This is a genomic window from Iodobacter fluviatilis (assembly GCF_900451195.1).
In the GTDB taxonomy this organism is placed as follows: Bacteria; Pseudomonadota; Gammaproteobacteria; order Burkholderiales; family Chitinibacteraceae; genus Iodobacter; species Iodobacter fluviatilis.
This window is the reverse complement of sequence record NZ_UGHR01000001.1, coordinates 3,296,210-3,322,930: the sequence shown is the minus strand read 5'-3', so window position 1 is coordinate 3,322,930 and position 26,721 is coordinate 3,296,210. Positions and strand designations below refer to the sequence as shown.

General features: G+C 49.0%; 26 protein-coding genes. 13 read left to right on the top strand and 13 right to left on the bottom strand.

Annotated elements, in window-relative coordinates; genetic code table 11:
* Positions 1-73: 73 nt before the first annotated feature.
* Both DYD62_RS15245 and DYD62_RS15240 read right to left on the bottom strand, forming a co-directional pair.
* Positions 74-718 carry a DsbA family protein gene (locus DYD62_RS15245; protein WP_115228154.1) on the bottom strand — a complete coding sequence of 215 codons (645 nt, stop codon included), beginning with the start codon at positions 716-718 and terminating at the stop codon, positions 74-76.
* Positions 715-1,116, bottom strand: a complete 402-nt coding sequence (locus DYD62_RS15240; RefSeq protein WP_115228153.1) for a disulfide bond formation protein B — start codon at positions 1,114-1,116, stop codon at positions 715-717. Before DYD62_RS15240 ends, DYD62_RS15245 begins: the two co-directional genes overlap by 4 nt.
* Positions 1,117-1,427: 311 nt before the next feature.
* Between DYD62_RS15240 and DYD62_RS15235 the strand changes: the two genes are divergently transcribed.
* The 4 genes from DYD62_RS15235 to DYD62_RS15220 all read left to right on the top strand — a co-directional run bounded on the left by DYD62_RS15235 (position 1,428) and on the right by DYD62_RS15220 (position 4,205).
* The gene (locus DYD62_RS15235) at positions 1,428-2,234 is read left to right on the top strand and encodes an arylamine N-acetyltransferase family protein (RefSeq protein WP_115228152.1); all 807 of its coding nucleotides are present in this window, start codon (positions 1,428-1,430) and stop codon (positions 2,232-2,234) included.
* Between the two features lie 72 nt (positions 2,235-2,306).
* On the top strand, positions 2,307-2,648 hold the full coding sequence (locus tag DYD62_RS15230; protein ID WP_115228151.1) for a YciI family protein: 342 nt from the start codon (positions 2,307-2,309) through the stop codon (positions 2,646-2,648).
* 248 nt (positions 2,649-2,896) lie between these two features.
* Positions 2,897-3,259, top strand: coding sequence for a GFA family protein (locus DYD62_RS15225; RefSeq protein ID WP_207916799.1), 363 nt, complete (start codon positions 2,897-2,899; stop codon positions 3,257-3,259).
* Positions 3,260-3,644: 385 nt separating this feature from the next.
* Positions 3,645-4,205 carry a hypothetical protein gene (locus DYD62_RS15220; RefSeq protein ID WP_115228150.1) on the top strand — a complete coding sequence of 187 codons (561 nt, stop codon included), beginning with the start codon at positions 3,645-3,647 and terminating at the stop codon, positions 4,203-4,205.
* A 153-nt stretch (positions 4,206-4,358) separates the two neighbouring features.
* Here DYD62_RS15220 and DYD62_RS23670 read toward each other — a convergent pair whose 3' ends face one another.
* Both DYD62_RS23670 and DYD62_RS15210 read right to left on the bottom strand, forming a co-directional pair.
* Positions 4,359-4,520 carry a hypothetical protein gene (locus DYD62_RS23670; protein WP_165928790.1) on the bottom strand — a complete coding sequence of 54 codons (162 nt, stop codon included), beginning with the start codon at positions 4,518-4,520 and terminating at the stop codon, positions 4,359-4,361.
* A gap of 453 nt (positions 4,521-4,973) precedes the next feature.
* Complete coding sequence (locus tag DYD62_RS15210) at positions 4,974-5,861, bottom strand: LysR family transcriptional regulator (RefSeq protein WP_115228148.1); 888 nt, start codon at positions 5,859-5,861, stop codon at positions 4,974-4,976.
* Positions 5,862-5,965: 104 nt separating this feature from the next.
* Here DYD62_RS15210 and DYD62_RS15205 point away from each other — a divergent pair, with 104 nt between their 5' ends.
* Positions 5,966-6,970 carry an NAD(P)H-binding protein gene (locus DYD62_RS15205; RefSeq protein ID WP_115228147.1) on the top strand — a complete coding sequence of 335 codons (1,005 nt, stop codon included), beginning with the start codon at positions 5,966-5,968 and terminating at the stop codon, positions 6,968-6,970.
* An 86-nt stretch (positions 6,971-7,056) separates the two neighbouring features.
* On the opposite strand, the gene DYD62_RS15200 is transcribed toward DYD62_RS15205, so the two are convergent.
* The 4 genes from DYD62_RS15200 to DYD62_RS15185 form a co-directional block, all read right to left on the bottom strand.
* Complete coding sequence (locus DYD62_RS15200) at positions 7,057-7,509, bottom strand: SRPBCC domain-containing protein (protein WP_115228146.1); 453 nt, start codon at positions 7,507-7,509, stop codon at positions 7,057-7,059.
* Positions 7,510-7,681: 172 nt separating this feature from the next.
* Positions 7,682-7,933 (bottom strand): hypothetical protein, encoded by a 252-nt coding sequence (locus tag DYD62_RS15195; RefSeq protein WP_115228145.1) that lies wholly within the window; start codon positions 7,931-7,933, stop codon positions 7,682-7,684.
* Positions 7,934-8,170: 237 nt separating this feature from the next.
* Positions 8,171-8,725: a hypothetical protein gene (locus tag DYD62_RS15190; protein WP_115228144.1), complete on the bottom strand. Its 555-nt coding sequence runs from the start codon at positions 8,723-8,725 to the stop codon at positions 8,171-8,173.
* Between the two features lie 90 nt (positions 8,726-8,815).
* The gene (locus DYD62_RS15185) at positions 8,816-9,046 is read right to left on the bottom strand and encodes a hypothetical protein (RefSeq protein WP_115228143.1); all 231 of its coding nucleotides are present in this window, start codon (positions 9,044-9,046) and stop codon (positions 8,816-8,818) included.
* 652 nt (positions 9,047-9,698) lie between these two features.
* Here DYD62_RS15185 and DYD62_RS15180 point away from each other — a divergent pair.
* A complete protein-coding gene (locus DYD62_RS15180; protein ID WP_115228142.1) occupies positions 9,699-11,402 on the top strand; it encodes a TnsD family Tn7-like transposition protein in 1,704 nt (567 codons plus the stop codon).
* A 43-nt stretch (positions 11,403-11,445) separates the two neighbouring features.
* Here DYD62_RS15180 and DYD62_RS15175 read toward each other — a convergent pair whose 3' ends face one another.
* Genes DYD62_RS15175 through DYD62_RS15160 form a run of 4 tightly spaced genes read right to left on the bottom strand, consistent with a single transcriptional unit; the run spans position 11,446 to position 17,842 of the window.
* Positions 11,446-13,320, bottom strand: coding sequence for a TnsD family Tn7-like transposition protein (locus DYD62_RS15175; RefSeq protein WP_115228141.1), 1,875 nt, complete (start codon positions 13,318-13,320; stop codon positions 11,446-11,448).
* Positions 13,298-14,770: an ATP-binding protein gene (locus DYD62_RS15170; RefSeq protein ID WP_115228140.1), complete on the bottom strand. Its 1,473-nt coding sequence runs from the start codon at positions 14,768-14,770 to the stop codon at positions 13,298-13,300. Before DYD62_RS15170 ends, DYD62_RS15175 begins: the two co-directional genes overlap by 23 nt.
* An 11-nt stretch (positions 14,771-14,781) precedes the next feature.
* Positions 14,782-16,959, bottom strand: a complete 2,178-nt coding sequence (locus DYD62_RS15165) for a TnsB C-terminal domain-containing protein (RefSeq protein WP_115228139.1) — start codon at positions 16,957-16,959, stop codon at positions 14,782-14,784.
* A gap of 1 nt (position 16,960) precedes the next feature.
* Positions 16,961-17,842, bottom strand: coding sequence for a TnsA endonuclease N-terminal domain-containing protein (locus DYD62_RS15160; protein WP_115228138.1), 882 nt, complete (start codon positions 17,840-17,842; stop codon positions 16,961-16,963).
* A gap of 218 nt (positions 17,843-18,060) precedes the next feature.
* Between DYD62_RS15160 and DYD62_RS15155 the strand changes: the two genes are divergently transcribed.
* The 7 genes from DYD62_RS15155 to DYD62_RS15125 all read left to right on the top strand — a co-directional run bounded on the left by DYD62_RS15155 (position 18,061) and on the right by DYD62_RS15125 (position 25,292).
* Positions 18,061-18,300, top strand: a complete 240-nt coding sequence (locus DYD62_RS15155; RefSeq protein WP_115228137.1) for a helix-turn-helix domain-containing protein — start codon at positions 18,061-18,063, stop codon at positions 18,298-18,300.
* A gap of 265 nt (positions 18,301-18,565) precedes the next feature.
* On the top strand, positions 18,566-18,961 hold the full coding sequence (locus tag DYD62_RS15150) for a hypothetical protein (protein WP_115228136.1): 396 nt from the start codon (positions 18,566-18,568) through the stop codon (positions 18,959-18,961).
* 102 nt (positions 18,962-19,063) lie between these two features.
* Complete coding sequence (locus DYD62_RS15145) at positions 19,064-19,579, top strand: TolC family protein (RefSeq protein WP_115228135.1); 516 nt, start codon at positions 19,064-19,066, stop codon at positions 19,577-19,579.
* A gap of 77 nt (positions 19,580-19,656) precedes the next feature.
* The gene (locus tag DYD62_RS15140) at positions 19,657-20,280 is read left to right on the top strand and encodes a TolC family protein (protein ID WP_172476503.1); all 624 of its coding nucleotides are present in this window, start codon (positions 19,657-19,659) and stop codon (positions 20,278-20,280) included.
* Between the two features lie 2 nt (positions 20,281-20,282).
* On the top strand, positions 20,283-21,779 hold the full coding sequence (locus DYD62_RS15135; protein ID WP_115228133.1) for an efflux RND transporter periplasmic adaptor subunit: 1,497 nt from the start codon (positions 20,283-20,285) through the stop codon (positions 21,777-21,779).
* A complete protein-coding gene (locus tag DYD62_RS15130; RefSeq protein ID WP_115228132.1) occupies positions 21,776-24,928 on the top strand; it encodes an efflux RND transporter permease subunit in 3,153 nt (1,050 codons plus the stop codon). Before DYD62_RS15135 ends, DYD62_RS15130 begins: the two co-directional genes overlap by 4 nt.
* A 13-nt stretch (positions 24,929-24,941) precedes the next feature.
* Complete coding sequence (locus tag DYD62_RS15125; RefSeq protein ID WP_207916801.1) at positions 24,942-25,292, top strand: copper-binding protein; 351 nt, start codon at positions 24,942-24,944, stop codon at positions 25,290-25,292.
* 57 nt (positions 25,293-25,349) lie between these two features.
* Here the strand turns inward: DYD62_RS15125 and DYD62_RS15120 are convergent, their stop codons facing one another.
* Positions 25,350-26,714 (bottom strand): heavy metal sensor histidine kinase, encoded by a 1,365-nt coding sequence (locus DYD62_RS15120; protein ID WP_115228131.1) that lies wholly within the window; start codon positions 26,712-26,714, stop codon positions 25,350-25,352.
* Between the last annotated feature and the right edge of the window lie 7 nt (positions 26,715-26,721).

The following is a 26,721-nucleotide window of genomic DNA, read 5'->3' as shown; positions in this document are numbered from 1 at the left end:
GTTTAGCGGCTCAAAAATGCATAAAAAATAGCCCCTGTGTAAGCATAGGGGCTATTTTTTTGTTGCGGTTTGTTTACTGATTTAGCGCTTCATTCACTAAATCACTCAATTGTTGATAACCAAAGCTTTGCAATGGCTTGCCATTTACAAAATAGCTTGGCGTTTTATTTACGCCCAGCGCTTGTGCGTCGGCCTTTTCTTGCTGGATCAGCATTTGAATGCTGTCTGACTGCATATCTGTTTGTAATTGCGCCATATCCAGCCCCAGCGGGGCGAGCAGCGGCAGAACGAGATTGGCATTGGCCTGGTGGTTTTGGGTCCATTTATCTTGCGTAGCAAGCACAATTTCTAGTGCTGGCCAGTATTTCCCTTGTTTACGCGCGGCTTCTAATACGGCAATGACCTGGTCTGCGCCCTGATGCAATGGGGCGTAACGCATTACAAGGCGAATTTGCTCTGGGTTTTTGGCCATCAGCTCTTTTACAAAAGGGTAAAACGCCGCACACGCTTCGCAAGCGGGATCAATAAATTCAACAATCGTTACCTTGGCATTTTGCGCGCCAATGATGGGCGAATGCATGCGCATTAAGGCTTCCTGATTGACTTGGATGTTGGATTGAGCGGCCGACTGCTGATTGTTTTTAAAGGCCAGCGTTCCAATAATAAATAGCGCTAATAAAATCAGCGCTGCGATGATAAAAATGATTTTTTGCTTCATTTCTTACCCTGAATTAATGTAGCGAATAAAGAAATACTGATCAGCGCAAAGGCGCAGACCGACATCAGTGGAATAGTCAGAAAGCCCAGCCATTCGGCTTCGATTTCAGAGCAGGATGAGCCTTGGGCGCAAGGGCTGGCAGAGGGCGAAATCAGGCCCAGCTGTAAATGCCAGTGGAAAACTGCAAATCCAAGGCCGATCAGCGCTAAAGGCAAGGCATAGCGGGCGACTTTAGTGTCTGTTGGAAACAGCGCCAGCGGCAGGAAGATGGCCAGCGGAAACATAAAAATTCGCTGATACCAGCACAGGGTGCAGGGGGGAAGTCCCATCACTTCGCCAAAAAATAAAGCACCGAGTGTGCCGCTGGCGGCAATCAGCCATGCAATAAAAATAAGCATCCAGCAGTCCGAATCGCTGGTGGGGACGGAGCTTGTGGGGTGGTCAGGCAAAGTATTCCTCTTGCGTGCGGCGTTTGGAAAAAGAAAATAGACCAGAATATTGGCTCAGGGTTCAAGACTATTGAGTGGCAGAAGTTACACCGCACGCTTGTGGGCCGGTGGCTTTGTGATGTGGCTGATTTTATTTAAGGCGGATATTTTTATTCATTTTCAGGCCGGGAGCATTCCTTAGCGCGGGTTAATCCATTTAATTACAAAGCACTAACTCATCAGTACAATCTTGGGTGTCTGCAGCCTGAAAAGATATTGTTATGACTTGGCTTGAGCACTATTTAAAACGCCTTTCGCTGATAAGCTGGCCAACGCTTGATCGGGCAGGGCTGGCTTTTTTACAAAGGCGGCATGTTGAATCCATTGCATTTGGCAATGTTGATCTCTTGCTGGGCAATCTCCCTGAGTTGAATCATGATGCATTAGTTGAAAAACTATTAATTCAAGGCCGCCCCGGATATTGCTACGAAATTAATACGCTGTTCGCATCACTATTAAATCACCTCGGTTTGAAAACAACTCTGCATATGGCGCGGGTATTACTGAATAAAGAGCGGGTGCAAGAGCGCCCCAGATCGCACTTAATTATGACGGTGGAGCAGGAAGGGCAAACGTGGCTATTAGATGCGGGCTTTGGCGGAGGAGGGATTTGTGAGCCTGTTCCATTGCAGGCAGGCGTGGTGTTTGATCAGGGCATTGATCAATATCGTTTATTGCCCGAGCAAACACCTGCAGGCTGGTATTTGCAGCGTGAAATAAAAGGCGAATGGAATAATTTATATTGGTTTGATTTAACCAGCGCTTATCCGCCGGATTGCCATGTTGGTAATTATTTTGCGGCAACCGCAAATGAATCAATTTTTTTGCGTGATCTGATGGTTACACGTATCGATGGCATGCAACGCCTAGTGTTGCATAACCGGCAATTGAGTCTTCGCAGTAAAATAGATAGCAGCGTTAAAATAATTCAGAGCGCGGATGAAATGCAAAACATTCTTGATCATTATTTCGGCTTTAGTGTGCAGCCTGATCAGGCGGAGCTGCTTTTTCAAAATGGTTTTGAGTAGGCGTTTGCGCCTGAGCAAAAATGACTGAGCTGAAACAATCAGCGTTTTTCTCAATCACCAGCAGGAAATCACATGGCAATGTATTGCTTATCTATCCACCGCCCCAGTGGCTACAATCCATCCATTTCAGAAGATCCGGCCATGGGTCTTGCCATCGACGCACTTAATGATGAAATGGTGGCTGCGGGTGTCCGCGTTTTTGTTGGTGGTCTGCATTCGGCAGCGCACGCAAAATCCATCAGCTTGCAGGCTAATGGCCAGCTGCAGGTCAGCGAAGGGCCATACCTGAATACCACCGAGCATGTCGGCGGCTTTTGGGTGTTGCAAGTGGCCAATCTGGAAGAAGCCATAGCATGGGGCCGCAAAGCCGCCGTGGCCTGCCGTGCGCCGGTAGAAGTGCGTCAGTTTCATTGATTTTTTAATCCAGTTTGCGCTGCCCTAAAGCAAGCTGGTTTAGGTCGGGCTGGCTTACCGCGCATTCAGGCCATGTCTGCACAGGTGTGTTTTACAGCTGTGCTCTGGCTCCCTCTTTGCAAAAGGAGGGGGCTGCAAACTGATGCAAAGACTTATACATTCTGCTCTATCCGCATCACTGGCTTTCTGCAATACTCGATCCATATTCAGTCTGTTGTCATCATGTAGCCATTTACTGCGGAGAATCTATGTCGGCCCGTCCAATGCAAAAATACGCTGGCAGCTGCCATTGTGGTGCTGTTCGTTTTGAGATTGAAACCGATTTCCCCGAGCTGACCATGTGCGATTGCTCTATCTGCAGCAAGAAAAACGCGCTCATGGTAAAGGTGCATGAAAGCCAGTTCCGTTTGATTGCAGGGGAAGAGGCGCTGACCGAATATCAATTTCATACCAAAACTGCGCGCCATTTCTTTTGTAAGGTCTGTGGCATCTACCCCTTCCACCGCAAACGTGTTACCCCAGACAACTTGGGCATTAATGTTCATTGCCTTGAAGGCTTTGATCCAGCGGGGATACCGGTGCGGCAAGCGGTTGGCGCGGCGATGACGTAAGGCAGGGGTAACGCAAAAGCTAAGCGTTGCAAGGGGCTTTTGTTGAGGAAAAAAATTACGATGTACTGATGCACGCTGGCAGGCCCCGCTGTCTGCCGCTTTAAACAATATCCCCAATCATTACTGAAAGAGCCTTTCGCTGACTAGCGTTGCAAACGCTTGATCAGGCAGGCTTGTCACTTTTACAACGGTGACTTGTTGAATTAGTCGTAATTTCTTAGTAAGAATGTAAAATGCAGCATTTTTGTTGAAATGTGAGAGTCTGCTTTATATCTCCCGCGAAGTTTGAAACTTGGGCAAGCAACACTGCGCTATTAGGGACGTATTGAGGCTGGCTGCGCATCTCGTTTAATGAATGTTCGCATTTCATCCTTGGTAAATTGCCATGAGCCAAACCATTTCGATTGATTTTTCCCCTTTCAAAGCCTGGATACTTTGCGTAGTTACGCTCCTGCTTACTGTTGCTCTGAATTTCGCTGTTCAGCGGGGGTTGGGATATGACATCTTTTCCATTACGCTTTGGTTTATTGTTCCTGTGGGGGCGGTTCTCCTGGCATTTTGCGCTGTAAGTGGCTTTGCCGTTGCGTCGCTTCAATCTGGGAGAAGGGCAAACTTCCTGGACCTCATATTTCTTATGTGTGTGTGCTTTGCTCTTCAGATTCTGGTCGTGGCGGCCGACTACATTAGCCTGCGCCTGTCCGGGCTAATACCCCCGGGAGTAGACATTACGTTTTATGGTTATTTCTTTCAAAATATCACCGCTGCTGAGTATGTTTCACACTCGTCCCGGTTCGGGACATCCGCAGCATCTCCTGTTGGCGATTTTGGCTGGTTTCTTCTTGTGCCGCGTGTGGCCAGTCTGTTGGCAATTGCAAAGGTTACTCACAAGAAGTTTGCAGCCAGCAATGGGTATGAGTTAGCGCAGTCATATGAAAATTACCGCTGAGCAGCCTAATCAGCCCTGCATGTGGGATTAGCCCCTGATTCGGGCGGTAATCTAGTTTGTGCTGCGTTGCTGGCAATATCATGAATCTTGTTTATCGCCCAAATATCAAAGCCCACGAAAGTGGGCTTTGATATTTATGTTATGGCTTAGTCCTTAAGAACCAAACCAAATCACGCCTGGATAATTGGGATTAATGCCAACATTTCCAGTAAAGCCTTTAGATCTCAAGAATTCAATGACCTGCTCTGTTGTTGCGGGGGACGATACAGTGACTTCGTAATCTGCTGACGAGCTTTCTATTGCGGTATCACTCATAAAAATCTCCTTGTCACATCCTACTCGTAAGGCTTTTCGGTTACGCCCCGTTTTTTAAAGTGGTATCTGGACTCCACTCATTCATCAATACCTGATATTTACTGTAACTTGCAGCTTAGGATAGGTACGATAGTCCTGCTGATTTAATTTCTCTGTGATGAATAAAATAGTCAGTATGAGATTAAATTTGTCTTTATCGGCTAGGCGATTATTTAGCATTGCAGGATTTAAGCTTGTTTTTGCCCCTGTTGCTTCAGGGCAAGGTGCCATATGTTTTTGATAAAGTTACAGTATTTTAACTTTTGCCATGGATGGTGCTGACTTGATAATGAATGGATATTTCTATCATTGGGTTTGATCGTTACTTAGCTTCTGTGTCAGCACTTTGTTCGCCACTACCCTGCAAAGCTTTGCACTCTGATTAACACCCTTGCACCGTGCTATGAACATCGCTTAGTTCACATGGTTTGCCAGCCCTTTGACCAGTGCGTCAAAGGTCTCTTTGCAGCGCGGGCTATGGCGAAGATCTTCGTGCATGACAACCCAGGTTTCTAATTTGAGTTCAAATAGCTGAGGCAGTACCCTGATCAGCAAAGGGTTACGCTGAGCGAGTGCCTCCTGGCACACGCCAATGCCACAGCCCGAGCGGATGAGTGCCAGCTGGCCGATATCACTATCGGTGCGCAAAGAAAACGCCTGGCGCTTCCATTCGGGGTGCTGCCTGCGGGCGGCACGTATAAAGGGCGTTTCCTCATCAAAGCCAATGAGTAAGTGATCTGTTAAATCAGGAAGCGCCTGAGGGAAACCACGCTGTTCCAGATAGTTTTTGTGCGCGTACAAACCAAGCGTTACGGTGCCAACTTGCCGTGCAATCAGCGAGTCTTGTTGTGGGGCCGTCATTCGGATCGCAATATCGGCCTCACGGTGCAGCAAATCTTGCAAACGATTGGTCAGAACCAGCTCTACCTTCAGCTGGGTGTGCCGCTGCTGCAGATCCGCAATGATTGCGGGCAGCACCTCAACGCCGATCACTTCGCTGGCCGATACACGTACCGTTCCTTTTACGCCGTCACCCTGGTTTTCGGCGGCGCGTTGGAATGCTGCGGCGGCACTCTTCATTAACTCGGCATGGCTGCGGGTTGCAAGTGCCGCCTCAGTGGGGATTAAGCCCGTTTGTGAGCGCGTAAAAAGAGCAACACCCAGAGATTTCTCAAGGGTTGCAATATGTCTGCCGACCGTGGGCTGGGTGATGCCCAAGGAGCGTGCTGCCCCAGAGAGCGAACCCTCTTGCAGCACGGCCAGAAAAGAGCGGCAGAGTTCCCAAGCAATATCATTGTCCATGCATAAATGTATAGCAGCTACATTAAGTTCGGCAATTTCTTTTTTACCTCATCCGCTCCAGAATCTCTCCATCACAACTTTGTTCAAACAGATGGAGAACGATCATGGTAAACACAAATAAAGTGGCATTAGTACTCGGTGCAACAGGTGGAATTGGCGGAGAAGTCGCATGTCAGCTACGTGATGCAGGCTGGGAGGTGCGGGCACTTAAGCGCGGGATGACGGTGCAGGCGGAATTAAAGGATGGCATTCGCTGGCTTTGCGGTGATGCGCTAAATAGGGACGATGTGCTTGAGGCAGCACGTGGTTGTTCTGCCATTGTGCATGCGGTGAATCCCCCCGGCTATCGTAACTGGGGGGAGCTTGTGCTGCCCATGCTTGATAACACGATCGCTGCGGCCATCTCCGAACACGCGACCATCGTATTGCCGGGTACGATCTACAATTACGGCCTTGATGCATTCCCCTTGCTGGCTGAAGATGCGCCGCAGCATCCGCCAACGCGCAAAGGCGAAATACGTGTTGAGATGGAGCGGCGCTTGCAGGCCGCCACGCATCAGGGGGCGCGGGTCATTATTGTGCGAGCCGGCGATTTTTTTGGCCCCAAGGTGGGTAATAATTGGTTCTCACAAGGGCTGATCAAGCCGGGAAAGGCGGTGGTGGCGATCGCACAGCCAAACGATCGTGGCATCGGCCATCAATGGTCTTATCTGCCAGACGTGGCGCGTACCATGGTCGGGCTGCTGGCGTGCAGGGATAAACTCCCCCCTTTTGCTTCCTTTCATATGGCAGGGCATTGGGATGCCGATGGTACGCAAATGTCGGCAGCCATTTGCCGTGTTATCGAGGCGGATGGCGGCCTTCGGCCCAGGCTTCGTCGCTTTCCGTGGTGGCTGATACGCTTGATGTCACCATTTGTTGAAACGCTGCGTGAGCTGCTTGAGATGCGCTATCTTTGGCGTTACCCCGTGCGCATGAATAACGCATACTTAATGGCAACCTTGGGCGGGGAGCCGCATACCCCGCTCGATGAAGCAGTGAAAGCAACCTTGATTGGCCTTGGATGCTTGGGGCAGGGGGCTGCTGAGCGGCTGCAAACTCATGATTAGTCATGGCAGGCTGGGCGGTTATCGAGTGGGAGTTGTGCTTGCTATCACCGCTCAGCACGGGGCGATCAATTTAAGCCGCGCAGGGCTTAGCTTACATTACCTTGTGAGCGCAACACCGCTGCGGCCAGCCGCTGCAAATTCTGCTCATTGGCCGTAGCAATAAATTGGGCGATTGGCTTGTAATGCTCAACAGTATCAAAGGTTTGCAGCCAATGGATTTGAGTACCACCCTCAATGGGCCTGAGTTCAATTCTCAGAATGAAGTGATGGCCAGACAGGTGCTCTATCTCGACTAGCCCGTCTGGCTCGATGCGGGTGAAGCGGCTTTCGTTTGGGTAAGCCTCGCCCTGTGGCCCGTGCATAGTGAGCCGCCATGTGCCGCCCGGCTGGAAATCAAACTGCTGAATCGTATTCCTAAAGCCATCCGGCCCCCACCAAAGGGCAAGCTGGGCAGGATCGCTTATCGCGGCAAAGACCTTAGCCGGGGCGGCCGCTACAAAGAGACTTCTTGAATCAGATCGCTTGTCGATGGCTTGCATAGTGCTATTCCCTGCAGGATGGAGTAAGCCGCCCAAAGAGTAATTTTAAGGCTCCAGCCGGTGTAGGCAAATCAGGCTTTTTTTACTACTGGCCTGACCCGCTACCAATACCTTGCCGTTCGCGGATAAAATCTTTTTCATCCTGAAGCAGATGTTCCCAATAGCGATGCTGCTAAATCGTGCTGCATTGCTTGTTTGCGCGGCGCTGTGTTTGCCATCCTGCTCGAAAATATGTTGCGCCAATTGCACGCGTCACCGCAGATTTAATCAAACGCCAGCGCGTTGCAACATCGGCATCGCCAGCCGGTAAAGTCCAGACCGTGTGTAAATGATCGGGTAACAGTGCCCATGCATCAATTTGGAATGGCCTGTCCCGCCGTACCATTGATAATGGCTTTTCGTAGTGCCATGCTGACGCAATCATCAGTCAAAATTCTTTGTCGTCATTCCGTTACTACTGTAAAAAAAATACGACCCACCCGCCACATTTGATCGTCGATAAAAAGACATACGAAAACTCAGTAAAAGAACATTTATCAGCGTAGGGCGGCTTAGCCGCAGGCGTAACCCGCGTGTCAGGCATGGCAAGCTGAGTGGTAATTGAGTGGGTGGTTTGTGGTTGGTGGCATTGTTCAGCGCGGGTTGGTAAAGCTAACTTGCCCTACATGGCTATGACTGTGAAGCCAACATAGACGAGGTAACAAACGGTGACCACTCCCACAATAAACAATGCAATCGCAGTGCGGTTGAACCAGCGTGGAAACTGGCGCTGTAAAAGCACTGTGATTTGATTAGCAAAACCTTGGTCACATTTCACCCCCGCATTTACCTGACCAGCAGTTACGGGAGGAAAATACAAGTAAGAAACAGTAATTTCCTCTCCCGGAACAAGAGTGGGGATGAGGATATCTTGCGAACCATCAGGCAAGGTTTCAATGTTGTGGACTATAACTGGCCAGATGTTGAACTCAGGCAAAATAGAATGATGCAATCGAACATTCGTTGCGCTTTTGCGCCCTGCATTGCGCAAGACCACAGAATGCGTATGTACCTGAAGTGGTTGCCCACCAGATGGTGTGTGGCGAAATGCGGAAACGTGGCTGAAGTAGGAAATAAGTACTGAGCGGCTCTCGAATAGCCTATCCACCCAAACGCCGACAAACAGAGCGATCACCGGTGAGGCAATAGTTGCTACGGCATTCCAGTCAATTGCCATTACTACTCCTTGATGCCCAACGCGTAGTTGAGGCGCCTGCGCGGCTATTTGCTTAGGTCGCCTCGAACGTTGGGTTGGCCGTCTTTTCTGTCAAGATTTGGAAGACCACCCATCTCGAACGTCGGGGTTGGTAATGATGTACGCATTTAATCCATCTCCGGAATTGGCGAGGCGTTTCATTGTTGAAATATGTGCGGAACCGATTTTCGATGCTCTGTATTCATAAATACCACCATGCTTGAACTGCACTTTGATCCAATCGTCTCCATACTCATATGCCGAGACACCGGAATCGCTGTTGATGTCTTGATATGCCTTCATTTCTAGCTCTCTTCGTGGATAGGGACTGCTGACGGATTAAGACGGTTAACAAGATGTAGCCATCCTTAAACTGCAAAAAAACCACCGTCTCATGGTGCATAAAAACGCCATGTTCAGAGGCAACAACATAAGGGCGTGGCGAAAATAACGTGATGTTGCAAAACAAAACCTATTGAGCGAAGGGTTCCAATTTATTTGCGCAGCCTCAATTCGGCCAAATTATTTTCACAGTGTAGTGTCGGCATTGGGTAAGTGATACGTGAAAATTCTTACATTAAAATTCTATTTAATCGTCGATTATTGTCGTCAAACCTTGGGGTAAAGCGCTTTCCACCTAACTTTGTATCTAGATAAATGTTTTGGCAGATAAAACCTGCCCAATCTATCGTGCTACTTAATATAAAAAAGCCGCTAGCAAATTGCTTAGCGGCCTTCTTCTTTATATCTATCAAATTAATCAAATGTCGACGCATAAAAAAGTTTGACACAACTGGCCTATATAAATCAATGGCATACGTTAAAACGTGCTCATGCGTCTAGTTGCAATAGTTTGACACAAGTATGCTAAAACTAAAACTATGGTGAAATCTTGCAATAAAAAAGTTTGACACAATATTTTCCATATTAGCACCGGCATGGGCGACGTTCGATAATGCAAGACAAGCTTCTATTTTTCCCTCCTTCTCTACCTGATGAATCTTTAATATCACGCGTCTCTCGATACCATCTTATCTCGGGCAATAGGACTGAACAATCAACGTTCGGCGAGCTTTGCTCTCGGGTTAGATTAAACTTAGGGAGCGTCGTTCCTGCCTACATAGAGGTGTTAGCTGCCCGCTTGCCTGGTGACGCCGATGCTAATCTAGCTAAAATTCTACAAGATAACACTCTGCTCCCCGCATTCCGGCCATTTCTGGGGCGACCCAATGCACCGCTGCCCTCTGCCGGCGAGACTGATGTGAACGCAAAGATTACGCACTTCCCGAGGCACGTTGTTGGGATGGTGGGCAATGCAAAGTTGTGCATTAGCTGTGTTGTCGACGATGAGCAGATACATGGTGTTGGCTATTGGCACAGGTCTCATCAAATGCCAGGCGTGACCGTTTGCTGGAAGCACAAGGAGCTACTTATCAGTAGCTGCCAAAATTGCCGTTTTCCTTTTCTACGCCCCCAAAAGCTATTGTCTGTTCCTTGGGGGGCCTGTCCCGTATGTTCGATTCATTTGGAAAAAAAGAAGCAAGATGAAGTGGCCAATCCATTTGAAATCGCTTATGGGCTCTTTGCCCGGGAATTGTTAGCTGAAAATATACCTCCGTATCATCCTGAAATATTGATGAATGCCTATCGAGAGAAAATTAGGCAGCGAGGTTACTCTCGCGGCTCAATGCCTGCATTACAGGATTTTCAGGCGTCGATGATTGACGAACTCGGTTGTGAATTTATAAGCAAAGTTGATCCCGCATTTTCGATGAAGCGTGCGAGTTGGTGGTTACGTTTAAGCTATATTGAATCGGCGTTAGATATGCCGATTACTCGTCATATTATTTTGGGGATGTATTTGTTTGGGACTGCGCACAATTTCCATAATCATTTGCAAGTGTTGGCGAATGAGGATGATGCTATTGCGCGTAAAAAGGGGAAAAAATCGGATTCTTCTCAGAACTCAATACGTGACGAATTTAGAAGAAAAATTGCATCGGCGCTGAAGAAGGTGCCATCCCTATCAATGGAGCAACTATGGAAGAAGCAATTTCGTACAGTTGCTTGGCTGTATGACAATGACAAAGAGTGGCTGAACAATACGGTACTAGGCGGCGATGCAAAGACGGATGATTTCGCTGTAGGTGCCAAATCTAAATCTGATGATGTATTAGACCGTGAATATGCTTTGCTGGCTGAGGACTATTCGCGCAAATTATTTGAGGAGGAGGGAAAGCCACAGCGTATTGGAATGGCAAAAATTCTCGCAGGTGTAACAAAGAATATAAAATCTACAAAAGCAAACCGTGAGCGTTTTCCCATCTTATTTGCCACGATTGATTTGTGCAAAGAAACTGCTTGGTGTTTTAGTGCCAGACGAATATTGTGGGCACTAGGGGAGTTAAATCGTCTAGACGAGAAAATTATTATCTCAAATATTGCTTTGACATCAGTGGTTATATTTTCCGCAGTCGAGAGTATTCTTCGATTTGCTGACTGGGATGCTAAAAAAATAAGCAGTACCAAGATAAATACTCAGGCGCTGCTGGCTAAAGCAGGGATAACTCGGACGTGGCGTGGCCCATCGGAATCTAAGTTGGGAGAATTTGGTGGTAGGGGCTATGTCAGAAAAAACGTGGTCATCACCTGTATTTGAATCTATGCCGTGCGCTAATTTGAGGGAACATGATGTTAGTTTCTTAAATGACGTCCGCGTGGGCTTCATTGATAAGCTTATCCAATACCTTAGACACCTTTCCAGTCCCGACATATTTTAGTCCGGCAATGCGGAGCAACATCCATGGTAGTGGGGCTGGATGAAGCTGTTTTACTTGCAGGGCGGCCCACTGCAAACGCCGACATTGGAAGTCTTCTATTGATTCGATATTTGTAGCCAAGGCTTGAGCGGTGAGTGGTAATCTTAATAAGTATTTTTCCAATATCGATCGCTTACGCATCGACCGGCCTATCGACGCTTTAGTCACCCATACAGGTTTCTGAATGGCATAGAGTTGTCGGCTGTGCTTCATCACTGCTTCTGCAAATTCACGATCTCTCATTCCCCAGTCAATTCGAGTAGCAGAAACTGTTTTTTTCTTTGGGGTGGTCGCGATCGTTTCGCTTAACCACTGTCGGTCATGTTTGTACAGCCAGGCATAATCAGGAAGCCCACGGGCAAGCGTTTTTTGACATCCTAGAGAGAATCTTTTTCTTCTAATTTTTTGTTCCAGTGCACGGATCAATTTGTCTCTAGCAATTGCGACATCAGGGTACATTCGCAAAATCCGATACAACGACACCACAGATGTTTCATGGCGTTGTGCCAAGGTATTTAGTGGTGTTGTCGACGCGAGTACTGTGCGAAGCTCCGCAAGTTTGGGCGGATTCAATGTTTTTGGGCGTGAGGGAACTTGGAGCCCCAGTCTTGTCGCTTCTACTCGTAATGTAGTCACCGACTGACCCAGCAATTGAGCGCAGTGCCGCAGTGATTTTTTGTCCTCGACAAGCATGGATCTTAATTGCTCGCTTAGTACACAAGATGGCTTTGGTAGCGACGATGTTGATTGAATACTTGTTTGTGGCAATGGCTTTTTGTTTTTATGCGAGCTGGTCATGACAGTAGCCCAATTCCCATTGAGACAGTGCATCAGTAGGAGATGCTTTAGCGGGTGCGTCGATTTACGTGCTTTGCGCAATAGGCCGAGCGCCCATTCGGGCTTCCCAGAGTTCTCTGCTTTGGTAAATTGGAATGTGCCAGTTGTTGGTAAATCAGCGATTTTTTGTAGGATCCAGGTAGAGAATTTTGGTACACGCAATCTGCCGCTAGCATGCGTTAGCTTCAAATCTGAGGCTAAGTCACGATAAATGCCTCTCAATTGAGTTGGGGATATAGCCCCAAGCTCAGCATCTAATACTTGCTTGCTGCAGATGGATAAGCTGTGCATCCAAGTTGACAAGCTCTTTTCAATTGCAATTTGAGTTGCAAAATTGATTACGTCTGGTGTCGTTGGCAGAAACAGGCTATGTCGGTGTCGATCCACCCAACTGGCATCAATCGCGTACAACGCAGTGCCATGTTCATGGCAAATGTGGACAGCGGGGAGTTGATGGGCGCGGTGCCAGTAAGGTTGACCATAAAGATGTTTATCCTGCTCTGCACATTGTGCGCAAAAGCGATAGGGGTTACCCCCGCCAACCTGGCTTGCAACGAGGCCCATCATAGTCTTGAGACCAATGGCGGAATCGCTTTTCATGGCAGCCACGCCCAAGGAGATTTGTCGTTCAGTTAGAAACGGCCGATAGTAGGGGAAGATGGTGTGCCTGTTGATGATGTCTTGTGCATCGATAGGCATACCACTTGGAAGTATCCCGACTAAGTTATCGATTGAACTTGGAAGGTGCGAAGTGACGACAATGGTATGTTTCCCAAACAGCTCACGAAGCGTATCACGATCATCGGCGTTGCCAGACAGCTGGTGGTATCTTGCAATTAAGCTAAATACTGATTCATCAGGTAGGCTAGTAGGAAAGAAGCAAAGCTTGGTTCCTCGTTCAAGCGCTTTTACGATAGGCATCTGAAAACTCGAGCGGATCGACTTGCAGCCAGCAAGCCTTGCGTAAAATATCAATAGGATCAACTGCTTGTGCGATGGTTGTGGAGATCGCGGCACTAGGAAGCGCGACCTTAGCAACTAGTGTTTGCGGAGCTTGTGCCGTGGTATCAGGCCCCACAATGGGAACGCTGTTTTTTTTTGCTTGACGTATGACTGACAAACGATTTTCTGTAGATGAGACTCCAGCATCTTCCATCATTGCGTTGAGCTGATCATCGGTTGGCATCAGGTCTTCAAACAGGCGCATTTTTTTCGGGTCACGGCTTCTCAGTACCGCAACCAATGGTTTGAGCAGTTTCATTTTAGTATTGGCGACGTGCTTAAAAACCTCTTCTGTCAGAGTCTCAATATTGGACTGTATCGCATAGCGTTGCCCGAGAATCATGAGCTTGGCGAGGAAATCGGTTACTCCCTGAGTTAAGTCGTACAGTGTGGCTCTGATGGCAGGCGTCAAAGGGGCGATAGAGTTGACCCATTGGTATTCCCAGATGGCCTCCACCAATAGATCCCATGCCGGGTCGTGTTCATTGGGCTGTTTGAAGTCATAGGTGCCTAAGCCACACGCACGTCGGGCATTCCTTAACACATCAGCAAATAGTTCCACCATGGGATTGGTGCCAATGAAGACGACGGGAATGCCAATTGCGTTGACCAGATTGACGAAGAAATTCAGCATATTATCTTTGCCGCCGGTTTTAGCTGCGTTCAAATGCTGAAGTTCGTCGATGAAGATCGCACCTACAAAGTAGGTGGTGGCGATTTGCTCCATACGTTGAATCATTTCTGGAATGCCGCCTTTAGATTGATATCGCTTGGCGTATTTATCCACTCCTAATGCTTGATCGACGGCTCTAAAGAAATTTCGGCATAGACCTGACAAGGACCCATCGAATGGGCATTCGACTTTCAACCAGACGATTTGCGTATGGACAAACTCCTTACTCTTGTAGCTCTTGTGGAGAATAGTTTGGGGATAAAGCCGCAATATGGATTCAAGCGCCGTTGTTTTTCCGATACCGCTTAGTCCTACTAAACTGAATGTGGAGGCGGAGGAGTGGAAGCTCGTCAGCGCGCGCTGATCGGTGGATAAGGTATGCAAATGACGCCAAGTAGCAGGATCCATCGGACTACGGTTCACATACCCGCTGCGAATCAACGAAGAAATAGCACTTTCTAGCTCGAGGTGAATTGGCAATGGTTGTACGATATTTCTGAGGCGATTAATGCAATGTAGGCGAATTTCTTTAGGTAATGAATGCTCATGCTCTTCACGCGTTGGAAAATGCGCAATCAAAGTTGCTGCATCTTGCTCAGACCAAATCGGCGGTAGTGCTTCGATTAAGGCATTATTCTGATATTCAGGAACGAGCGATGAGGTGTAAGTGGCATAGATCGGTGTTGTATTGTTCATGATGTGGATCGCTATTTTTTACGCAGTCGACTCAGTAAGTCGATGACCTCACCACCGCGTTGACCGTAGGTCTCAGAAATGTTGGCGACAGGCTGTACTGTAGGCGTTGTGTTGATTGTTGGTGTAGTGACAACGGGGTTGGTGTGAGCTGCACGTTCGGCCGCGCGTTCAATGGTACGATTGGCTCGAATACCGGCAACCTGCTGTGCTGAGGAGATATCTTCCTGGCTTAGTTTCTTTTCTGCGGTAGCTTGATTGATAATGCTTTGCACTTGGTCATCTAGCTGTACCTTGCTGACTAGTTCAGTATATTGGTCGTCAGGTGATGATTGCTTGATGATCTCCAGCATATCCATGATTTCTTCTAGCCGGTGTCCTCGGTATCTGATTTCGGACGCACGCAGATGATAGGTGGTGAACGACTTGTCCTCGTTGCGTATCCATATGTGCTCAGGTTTAGTTGAGTCATACCAGACATCAATGGGTTCGCGGCCCTTGGCGCGTGCACGGGCGAACTTCATTCCATCTCCGTCGGATGCAGACGTGTAAAACATGCCTTCAAAGTAGATGCCGCCGGCTTGCACGCTAGCTTTTGCTTTCGGGAGCAGGTGCAGGTAGACCAACTCGGGAGAATGGATATTGGGTGCACCAAATCCATGTTCTATACCCCAGTTCCAGAGGCTGATTGGCGTAGAGTCAATTTCTTGGGCGATCATGTCTTTGTTCAGCCAGTCAGGTTGTCGACTATGCCGGTTGTAGTGCAACACACTGGCAACCATGATCTTGGTGAATTCGTGCAAATCAAGTGTCGCGTCGAGGCGGTAATCCCGTTCGCCACGTTCCTTGATGCGTTGTGCAACACCGCCTGGCGCCCATTGAATCTGCGTCAGTCGGTTGAGTACCCGAAACCGGCTTTCTACAATTGCTTTCCAGTCTGGGCGATATGGTGGCGCGATGGCTAGGTCGATTCCCAAGCCTGTGGCCAGATTCTCCGCCGCAATCCCTAGCATCTCACCTCGATCAGCGCAGATTTCTTGTGGTAAATGATGACATGGCCAATCACTGGGGTTGATCTGAATGTCAAACTGGCGGCAAAAGTCGACCTTATTGCTAAATGCATTCCACAATGCCTGTCGTGCGCCGTTCCAGCTTGGCCCCTCCAGTCCGATATAGATGCCGACGATCATTCGCGAAAATACGTCGACTACAACATATACCACTGGCCGACCAATGATCCAGTTGCGATTGAAGCGGCTGACTAGGTAGACGTCGGCAATCGTTGCGTCGATTTCAAATCGATGGCACGGTCCAAACAGTCCTTGATTGGCCCTGCCGATTAAGGCGCGATGGTCTTTTTCCCACTTACGCTCTCCTTTCCGGCTACGAAGGACAGTAATGGCATCGAAGGCCTTCTTGCCCCAATATTGAAATTGGGTCAGTTTGGGTAATTCGTGTGCTGGTTTTAAGTTGAAGTCATCGTCGGAGTACCCAGGGACGGAATGCTCTGCGCGGTAAAATTTATTTAAGGTTCTGTTGTAGGCATCTGTTACACATTCCACCACATTGTTTTTGTATAGGGCATAGCCAATCTTGATTGCAGCTTTGTCCTCTTCGGTGAGTATTTTTGCCTTGGTTTCCGTCACTAACCCCAAGTATTTGGGTGGGCGACCATTAATTTTTCCTTTAGCAAAGGTCTTCGCCTTACCCGCACCACCTGAGCGGACATAGTTCGGTAACAGAGCATTCTTGGTTCCACCAAACAGCCAATAGCGATACAGTAGGCGATATAAGGTTTTACGTGGCAAATTAATGGCTTTAGCATGCGCCGCGATCATGGTGCCCATTGCCTGAGGGACGAAAATTTCACCGAGGTATTTTGTTTCTAATAGCGGTTGTATTCTCTCCCAACTAGTTTCTCGAATGTGCTTGGCTTTTGTGTCGATCTCATCCTCCAGTGCAAGCATAAAGGCCGGCACTTTGATGACTGTGTGGCGTATTTTCTTTTCCTGTAACAGTGAATCCAATTCCGTTAATGATATTGACCAAGGCTGTTTGGGCGGATCTTCGATGGTGATTAAAACCGCTGAATCGTTTTCTTTATCGATCCACAGAATTCTGGCGGGATGCAGGAACTGTGGTTCTTGAGTGATAGATTCAAAGGCGCTGTTCACATTGATGAATTTGGTCATATTATGCGGCCTTTAATACCTTGGATACGGGCATATTACTTGCTGTCAACAATGGACAAAACCCGGTCAGCTTCAATTCTTGTTTAGTGATGTCAAAGCAGATATTCTTATTCAACACCAAATACTTAAAAAGGAGGATGCCGTCGGTGTAAGGGATATGGGTTGATGTTGCAGAAGCACGGATGACCGACGCCAATGTGCGCTCTTTATTGGCATAGAATTCTAACGCATGTATGAATTGTGAGTGCGTGTCCGGTTTGAGAAGGTGGCGCTCCAGAGTTTTTCCTTTGCGTAACCAGATCAGATTCTCTATAAGTGTGGCCCCCATGGTCTTTTCCGTGACGAGTTTCCAGTCATGCACACCTTGCACTTGCAACAGCGCTTTCTCTAGTTCTAATTTTTCGATTGTGCGTTTTAATTCACTGGAGGGTAATAGATCGCCCTCGGTTTTGACCGAACGCGCGGCAAGATAGCGTGTGCCGTCGGTAGCTTGTAACGTGATCAAGAAATCTGTGGTCATGACAAAATGCAGTTGTGTGCCACGGTAGAGCGGGTAGCGGATTCCGAGTTGATTGGCGATGTCAATCGCTTGCTCTGTGGGAAATAGCGGAAATTGCTCCCTGATGTCGATGACTTGTTCGGAGAACTCTAAGGTAAGAAAGCAGGCAAACTCTACATCGGAAAGTAGATGGTGAAGACGATCTACCTTTGTTCCCTGTACTTTGCGTGATCTCCCTTTTGAGGGAACATCTTGTACTCGGAGCCAAGGCAGGTATTGAGGCCCTTCTCCCTGACCGTATCCTTGGCTAATATAACGGTCTATATCCGCTTGTGTTTTAAATCGTCGACCCCGCACTATTTCAACCTTTGTAAATAAAATCAATCATAAGTATAACCGCGATAGATAGGCTCTCGCCTATCTACCTGAGTATTGAAACACTTCAATTAGATCAGTAAAACGGTGCGTCATCAAAGCTGCAGCTTGTTTTAATGACCTACGTGCGACTCTTTTTGCGATATCAAGCTTGCGATGCATGAAGGATCATGCTTCAGTATATCGAGCGCGTCGTGCTCTGATACTGCACGCTTGGATGGGGTGGCATGCGCAATCCCAATAATGCTAGCGCACGCATGAACCAATACGAACGTGGGGAGCACACACCCGACTTCGATACGCTTAAACGTATTGCGAACGTGCTTGATGTGCCAGTTGCTTATTTTTACTGTGAGAATGAATTGACGGCCTCTATTCTTCAGGCTGCTGAAGTACTAAATGAAGAACAGAAATTAGCTTTGCTTGTGTCTATTCGTGAGATGGTCATTACTGAAAAAGAAAAATAAAGGTCAAAGAAGCCAATCGCTGGGACATTGACCTGCAAAAGACTAGCCCTAAGAACTGAGTAGAAGTAATTAAAAAAATAAATATTTTATGAAAGCATAATAAACAGGGAATATTGTTTGCGACATGACTTGCTCCCAAGCCGCACCTTTAAAGGAGTTGTTGGTATGCCGCTTTAAGCGATAACAACGTCCAATCTTAAGCATTATCAAAAAGTTTGTGCCACACTACTGTAAGCTCACACTGCACCCACTAATAGCTAGGCTCATGAAACATCGCTTTTTAGCTCATCCGCTCGCAGTCCTGTTTATGATGATCTTGCTGACATTCAGCCAGTTCGTTGTAGCTGCTTATGCCTGCGCGGATGCTCTAGCAAGCTTGCCTACTACGCCTGTTATGATGCAAATGGCCGACATGAGTGATTGTGTCGAAATGAAGGCCAATCAACAGCCTTTAGTGTGTAAAGCACACTGCCAAAAAGATTCGCAATCAGAAGCACATAAAACACCTGATCTGCCTGCCCCACAGCTATTTACCCTGTTTTATCTTGCGCCTTTATTCGATAGCTATTTGCCGATGGCTAATCAGCAATTAACAGCGCCACCTACACTGCTCGCATCCTCCCCGCCCTTACGTATCCAATATCAAGTCTTTCGCAACTAGCCTATTTCTCTGATCCATTTGAACATCACTAGGACTGCGGCGTGTCTTCGCTCGCCTTCATGTCTTGGTGTTTCGTATTCAGTATGATCTGGAGAAACACTCATGTTTCCTTATGCACTTCGCAGCATTGTGCTCTTACTCTGCGTGGCCAGCGCACAGGCACTGACCTTAGATGAGGCCCTCGTTGCGGCTCAAAATTACGCCCCTGATCTCATTGTCAGTCGATCAGGCGCTGCTGCAGCTCAATCTTTAACGCTATCTGCTGGTGCTTTACCTGACCCTAAGCTCTCTTTTGCCATTGATAACCTTCCGCTAGAGGGAGAAGACCAATACCGTATTGGCAAATCAATGCGCAGCATTGGCCTGATGCAGGAGTTTCCTAATGCGGGCAAGCGGGCAGCGGAGCGCCAAATCGCCACGGCAGCGTGGCAAGCCAGTAGCGCCCAGTATCGCTTTGCACAGCTTAATGTACAACGCGCCACCACACTCGCTTGGCTAAGCCTCTATTACACGCAAGAAAAAGATCAGATTCTTGATGCGCAAGTCATCGAAAATCAAAACAGCTTAAACCTCAGTCGCGCAGCTATAGCAGGGGGGGCACAGTCGACAGTGCCTTAGCCGCACAGCTAGAAACCCAGCAATTAGCCGACGCGCGCGATGACTTAAACAGTGAGATTCAACAGGCACGCGCGCTATTGGCACGCTGGATTGGGCCAGATCGCGCCGCCGAGCCCATCAGTGGCTCACTCCCTGTATGGCAACGCGAGCCAACTTCCAACGATCAATCTGACCAATTTAGCCAGCAGCCCGATCTGCACGCGGCCAGCTCGCAAATTAGCGCCGCCCGTGCCGAATTGGCTCTGATGGAAGCAGGCAAGCGGCCCGACTGGGGCTTGGAGCTGGCGCTGCAGCGCAGCGATATGGGGCAAAACCAAGCGATGGTGAAGGTTTCTTTTGACCTGCCGTTTTTTACCGCCTCACGGCAAGACCCCAAAATCGCTGCCGCTACCGCCAACTTGCAACGAGCCGAAGCAGAAAAAACCGCTCGTAGTGCGGGCTATCGTCAGCAATATGCCGAGTTAAATGCGCAAGGTAATGCACTCAATAGCCAGTTGCAAAGGCTAAAGCAACAAACACTGCCCTTAATTCAAAAGCAAACTGAGCTGGCCTTAGCAGGCCTGCAATCTGGCAAAGCGAATAGCAATGCAGTACTTGAAGCGCGCAAAACGAAAAGAGTAGCCCAATTACGCGCACTTGATCTGACCTCCCGCCTTGCTGCCATTCAGGCACAAATCTTCTTCCTGACTGGAGGCCATTAATCATGACTCGCAACAGTACCATCGCCTTAGCCATCGCCGCCCTTTTTATTGGAACTGCCGCAGGTTGGTGGCTAAAGCCAACGCCAAACCACGCCACCGCCAGTGCTCCCGTCGAAGCCCGCAAAGCCCTTTATTGGTACGACCCGATGAAGCCAGAACAGCATTTCGATCAGCCAGGTAAATCTCCCTTTATGGACATGGAGCTGGTGCCTCGCTATGCCGATACCGCTGATTCATCTTCATCCACGGCAAATGCCAGTATTAAGATCAATCCGAGCCTCACACAAAACACCGGTCTTAAGTTGGCCACCGCTCAGCGCGGCACGATATCGCAGGGAATAGAAGTGCCCGGTAGCGTGGTGTTTAACGATCGAGACGTGGCCATTGTGCAAGCACGTAGCAATGGCATTGTGGAGCGGGTATATCCACTGGCAAGCGGCGATATCATTCAAGCCGGAACACCGATTGCCGAGGTACGCGTGCCCGAATGGCTGGCAGCACAAAATGAATATCTAGCACTACGCCATGATGCCGAGCTAGCAGGTGCTATGCTCTCTCGCCTGCAGCAGCTTGGCATGAGCACGACACAGATTACCCGCCTAAAACAAAGTGGCCAGCCGCAAGCCACCATTACTATCACCGCGCCCCGCAGCGGCATGATTGCCGAGCTATCCGTACGGCAAGGCATGGTACTGAGCCTTGGTGCGCCTCTGGCGCGGATTAATGGATTGTCCAGCGTGTGGATCGAGGCCGAAGTGCCTGAGGCCCAAGCTGCCACGCTCAAAATCGGAGCACCAATTCACGCCCTTTTTACGGCCCAGCCCAATGCGCCGATCAGCGGCAAAGTCACCGCTCTCGTGCCTGAGCTGAATAAGGAAACACGTAGCCTAAGAGTACGGGCCGAGGTTCCTAACCCCAAGGGGCTGCTGCGCCCCGGCATGTTTGCACGCATTGCTCTGGACAACCCTGATAGCAGCTCGGCATTGCTTGTCCCTAGCGAAAGCATTATCGCCACCGGCAAACGCAGCGTGGTGATTATGAGCGACGGCCAAGGGCGCTTTACACCCAGTGACGTCAAAACAGGCCGCGAGCATCAAGGGCAAACTGAAATTATTTCCGGTTTAAAAGAAGGTGAGCAGATTGTGGTGTCTGGGCAATTTATGATTGATTCAGAGGCCAGCTTGCGTGGGGTATTGGCAAGGATGAACCCTGCGGCTTCTGCCGCCACCTCAGCCCATTCCGACCACGCTACCACCGCCCCTGTTCAAGCAACACACCAAGGCCAAGGCATCGTTAAAGCTATCGACAGCAAGCAAATTACGCTAGAGCACGGTGCGATTGCTTCCCTCAACTGGCCCGCCATGACAATGCCTTTTCCCTTGGCCACCCCCAATCTAGCCAAGGGAATTCGCGTCGGCCAGCAGGTGAATTTCTCCTTTATTGAGCAGGGCAGCGTGGTGCAAAACATTAAGGTCGTTGCCACGGGAGGTCAGCCATGATTGCCAAAGTCATTTACTGGTCGATTCGTAACCGTTTTTTAGTCTTGCTCGCTACCGTTATGCTGGTGGCTTGGGGCGTTTGGGCGGTTAAAAATGCACCTATTGACGCCTTGCCGGATTTATCCGATGTGCAGGTAATTATTCGCACGCCTTATGCGGGGCAAGCGCCGAGGATTGTGGAGGATCAAGTCACGTATCCGCTCACCACCACCATGCTGTCTGTGCCAGGCGTTAAAACCGTCAGGGGATTTTCTTTTTTTGGTGATTCTTATGTCTACGTTTTGTTTGATGACAACACCGACCTCTATTGGGCGCGTTCTCGCGTTTTAGAATACTTAAATCAAGTGCAAGCTAAATTACCCGCCGCAGCTCGCCCCGCCTTGGGGCCAGATGCCACAGGGGTGGGCTGGATTTATGAATATGCGCTGGTCGATAAAAGCGGCAAGCATAGCTTGGCCGATTTGCGCAGTTTGCAAGATTGGTTTCTTAAATACGAGCTTAAAACCCTGCCCAATGTGGCCGAAGTGGCGTCGATTGGCGGCATGGTCAAGCAATATCAGGTGGTGCTTGATCCACTGAAGTTAGCCAGCTATGCCATCAGCCATGATGCGGTCATCGATGCAATGGCAAAAGCCAATCAAGAAACCGGTGGCGCGGTGATTGAGCTGGCTGAAAGCGAATATATGGTACGTGCCAGCGGCTATTTAAAAACGCTGGATGATTTTAGAACCATTCCCCTTAAAACATCGGCCAATGGCGTGGCGGTGCAGTTAGGGGATGTGGCGCGCATCCAGATTGGGCCAGAAATGCGCCGTGGCATTGCCGAGTTAAATGGCGAAGGTGAAGTGGCCGGTGGCGTGGTGATTTTACGCTCAGGCAAAAACGCCCGCGCTACAATTAGCGCGGTGCACACCAAGCTAGAGCAGCTAAAGAAAAGCCTGCCAGCTGGAGTAGAGATCGTCACCACCTATGATCGCAGCCAGTTAATCGACCATGCGGTGGAGAATCTCAGCCATAAACTGCTCGAGGAATTTATCGTCGTCGCCCTCGTCTGTGCCGTGTTTCTATGGCATCTACGCTCGGCGCTGGTGGCGATTATTTCCCTGCCGCTGGGCGTATTAGCAGCGTTTATCGTGATGCATTATCAGGGGGTAAACGCGAATATTATGTCGCTAGGCGGCATTGCCATTGCCATCGGGGCCATGGTCGACGCCGCCGTGGTGATGATAGAAAACGCGCATAAAAAGCTCGAAGAATGGGCCCATGCTCATCCTGGTGAAAAACTAGTGGGTGCCGAGCATTGGCAAGTCATCGGCCACGCCGCCGCCGAAGTGGGGCCTGCTCTATTTTTTAGCCTGTTGATTATCACCCTGTCTTTTATTCCGATTTTTACTTTAGAAGCGCAAGAAGGCCGACTCTTTGGCCCGCTCGCCTTTACCAAAACCTACGCCATGGCAGCGGCAGCGGGGATATCCATTACGCTAGTGCCGATTTTGATGGGCTATTGGATACGCGGCGCTATTCCCGATGAAAACCGTAATCCCTTGAATCGCTTTTTGGTCAAGGTGTATTCCCCGATGCTAGAAGCGGTGCTCAAACGCCCTAAAACCACCTTAATCGTGGCGGTCTTGGTGTTTATCACCGCGCTCTGGCCAGCGAGCCAATTAGGCGGCGAGTTTCTGCCGCAAATGAATGAGGGCGATTTACTGTATATGCCCAGCGCCTTGCCTGGCCTTTCCGCCGCCAAAGCCGCCGAGTTACTGCAGCAAAGCGATCGCCTCATCAAGACCATCCCCGAAGTCGCCACCGTCTTTGGTAAAGCAGGCCGAGCAGAAACCGCCACCGATAACTCGCCTATGGAGATGTTTGAAACCACCATCCACTTTAAGCCGCAAGATCAATGGCGGCCCGGCATGACACCAAAAAAACTGGTGGAAGAACTCGATCGCACAGTGCAAATCCCCGGCCTTGCTAATCTATGGGTACCGCCAATTCGCAACCGTATCGACATGTTAGCCACCGGTATTAAAAGCCCCATCGGCATTAAGGTGGCAGGCACCGACATCGCCAGCATCGATGCCACCGCAATTGCCATCGAAAAAGTCGCCAAAACTGTCAACGGCGTTTCATCGGCCTTGGCCGAGCGGCTCAGTGGTGGACGCTATATCGATGTGGATATCAAGCGCGCAGCCGCCGCTCGCTACGGCCTGAATGTGGCCGATGTGCAATCGGTGGTCGCCCGCTTGATTGGCGGTGAAAACGTCGGTGAAACAGTAGAAGGTACGGCCCGCTACCCGATCAATGTGCGCTATCCGCGTGAGCTAAGAGATTCCCCCGAGGCGCTGCGTAATTTGCCGATTGTGACGGCGAACGGCCAGCAAATTACCTTGGGATCGGTCGCCAAAATCAGCATCACCGATGGCCCGCCCATGCTTAAAAGCGAAAACGGCCGCCTTGCCTCGTGGATTTATATTGATGTAAGGGATAGCGATCTAGTCAGCGTGGTGCAGCGTCTGCAAACCGCCATTGATAGCCAAGTCACCCTCAGTCCCGGCGTAAGCGTGGCCTACTCAGGGCAGTTTGAGTTTTTAGAACGCGCCAATGCCAAGCTCAAGTTAGTGATCCCAGCCACGCTGATGATTATCTTTGTGCTGCTTTACCTCACCTTTAGGCGTATCGATGAAGCGCTACTGATTTTGGCCACGCTGCCCTTCGCGCTGGTGGGCGGTATGTGGTTTCTGTATATGCTGGGCTATCACCTATCCATCACCACCGGAGTCGGCTTTATTGCGCTGGCTGGGGTATCGGCTGAATTTGGCGTGATCATGCTGCTGTATCTCAAGCAGGCATTAGAGAAGCGGCAAGTAGGCGATGGGCCACTAGAGCTGGCCGTAATCTTGGATGCAATTCGTGAAGGCGCGGTGCTCAGAGTGCGCCCCAAAGCCATGACCGTTTCAGTCATCTTGGCTGGTCTGTTGCCGATTCTATGGGGCAGCGGTGCAGGCTCAGAAGTTATGAGCCGAATCGCCGCCCCCATGGTTGGCGGCATGATCACTGCACCGCTGCTCTCCATGTTTGTGATTCCTGCGGCGTATTACTTAATGCGTCGCCGCCGTGGCTCCAGCCTTTTAAGTACAACTTCACTGTAAAAAGGATTTTTTCATGCAAAAATCACTTTCCATTACTATTTTGCTGCTCATCAGTTTGATGCTTGCTTCTCCTAGTAATGCAACATCAATGGAAAATATGGATCACAGTACAATGCCCAAATTGGTGGTACAAACAATAAAAGGCTCTGGGATCATTAAAGGGATTAAAGAAAAAGAAGGAATCATTATCTTGGCCCATCAACCCATTAAAGAACTCAACTGGCCCGCGATGACCATGGGTTTCAAAGTGGCTCACCGTTCACTATTAAAAGGATTAGAGATCGGTCATCAAGTGGCTTTCGAATTGCAAGCCGAAGGAACAAGCATGCCCACAACCGTGAGTGCAATAAAACCTGTTCGCTAATTAGATAAGGCGGCTTTGGCCGCCTTATCTAATTTAGCTTATGCACCTTGCCCATTCTTATCTTGGTGTATCTTTAAAGCGAAGTCGAAACGTCGTGGTATTTGAACTGCTTCTTACCTCGACATCACCATGATGTAGTTTCATGATTGAGGAAATAATGGCGAGGCCCAATCCTGAGCCTCCATCGTTGCGGCTGCGGGCAGGATCTACTCGATAGAAACGCTCAAATAAGTGTGCATGATGTTCAGGAGGAATTATCTCTCCACGATTTGTAATAGCAATATCCAGTGCCTGCTGATCTTGCTCTATAGCCACGGTAATGATGCTGGCAAGATCAGCGTGCCGGATTGCATTTGAGAGTAGATTGCTTAGGGCTCGTTGCAGCATGGATTTATCGGCCAAGAGCTGCCCGCTGCCGCTCAGTATGAGTTGAATGTTTTTGCTTTCGGCAAGCGCATCAAAAAAATCAAATAACATTTCAATTAGCGGTTTTAAGTCTATTTCTTCTAGATTCAAAGCCTGTTCGGCTTGCTCCGCATTGGCTAGAAACAAAAGATCATTAATTAAACGATTTAGCCGTAGTAGCTCTTCTTCGGCCGAGGCCAATACGCGCTGATAATCCGCCACCTCGCGAGTTTTACTCAGATTGACCTGAATGTCGCCCAATACATTACTCAATGGCGTACGCATTTCATGCGCTAGGTCGGCAGAGAATTGTGATAATCGTTCAACGCTATTCTCTAAGCGCTGCAACATGCCGTTAAAGCTGATTGCTAGTTCTTGTAATTCGCTTGGTACTGCTTCAATACCTAATCGGGCATGTAATGATGCTGCGGTCACAGAGCTCACCAAGGCATTAAAGGTTTGCAAGGGCTGCAAAGCGCGCTTAGCAACCAGCCATGAGCCTAGCGCAATAAATAACACCGCAAATGGTAGCGCTAAAGCCTGTGATTGACGAAATAGAAGTAGTAGTTTTTGATCACTTTCCCTTTCTAAAAAAACCAGTAACCATTGTGCTTGTGTAGGGTGCGCTTGAATGCCTAGTAAGATAGGATCACCTAGGTTGTTTTTTCTAGTGAATACACCGGCGGCCCATTTAAATTGGGCAAGGGCTTGGGCAAGGGCTTGCTCTCTGGCAAAAGGGTCCGAACTTTTTAAAACGGTTGAGTCTGAAACGAGGGCCCAGTGTAAATAAGGATGGCCGACTAATTGTGCGGAGAGCTTGGATTCATCAGCGCTCGTATTGGCATTGAGCACTTGCTGCAAAACTTCCATTTTGCCGATCAGTTCCGTTTTGGCCCGTTTATCTAAAGCCAAACGTAATAAGTGATCTGTTCCAATCGCAATTAAAAAAACCAAGATGGCACAGAATATCCCCACCATGCCGCCTACCCGCCAAGCTAAAGATTTTGGCACTTTCATGCTTGAT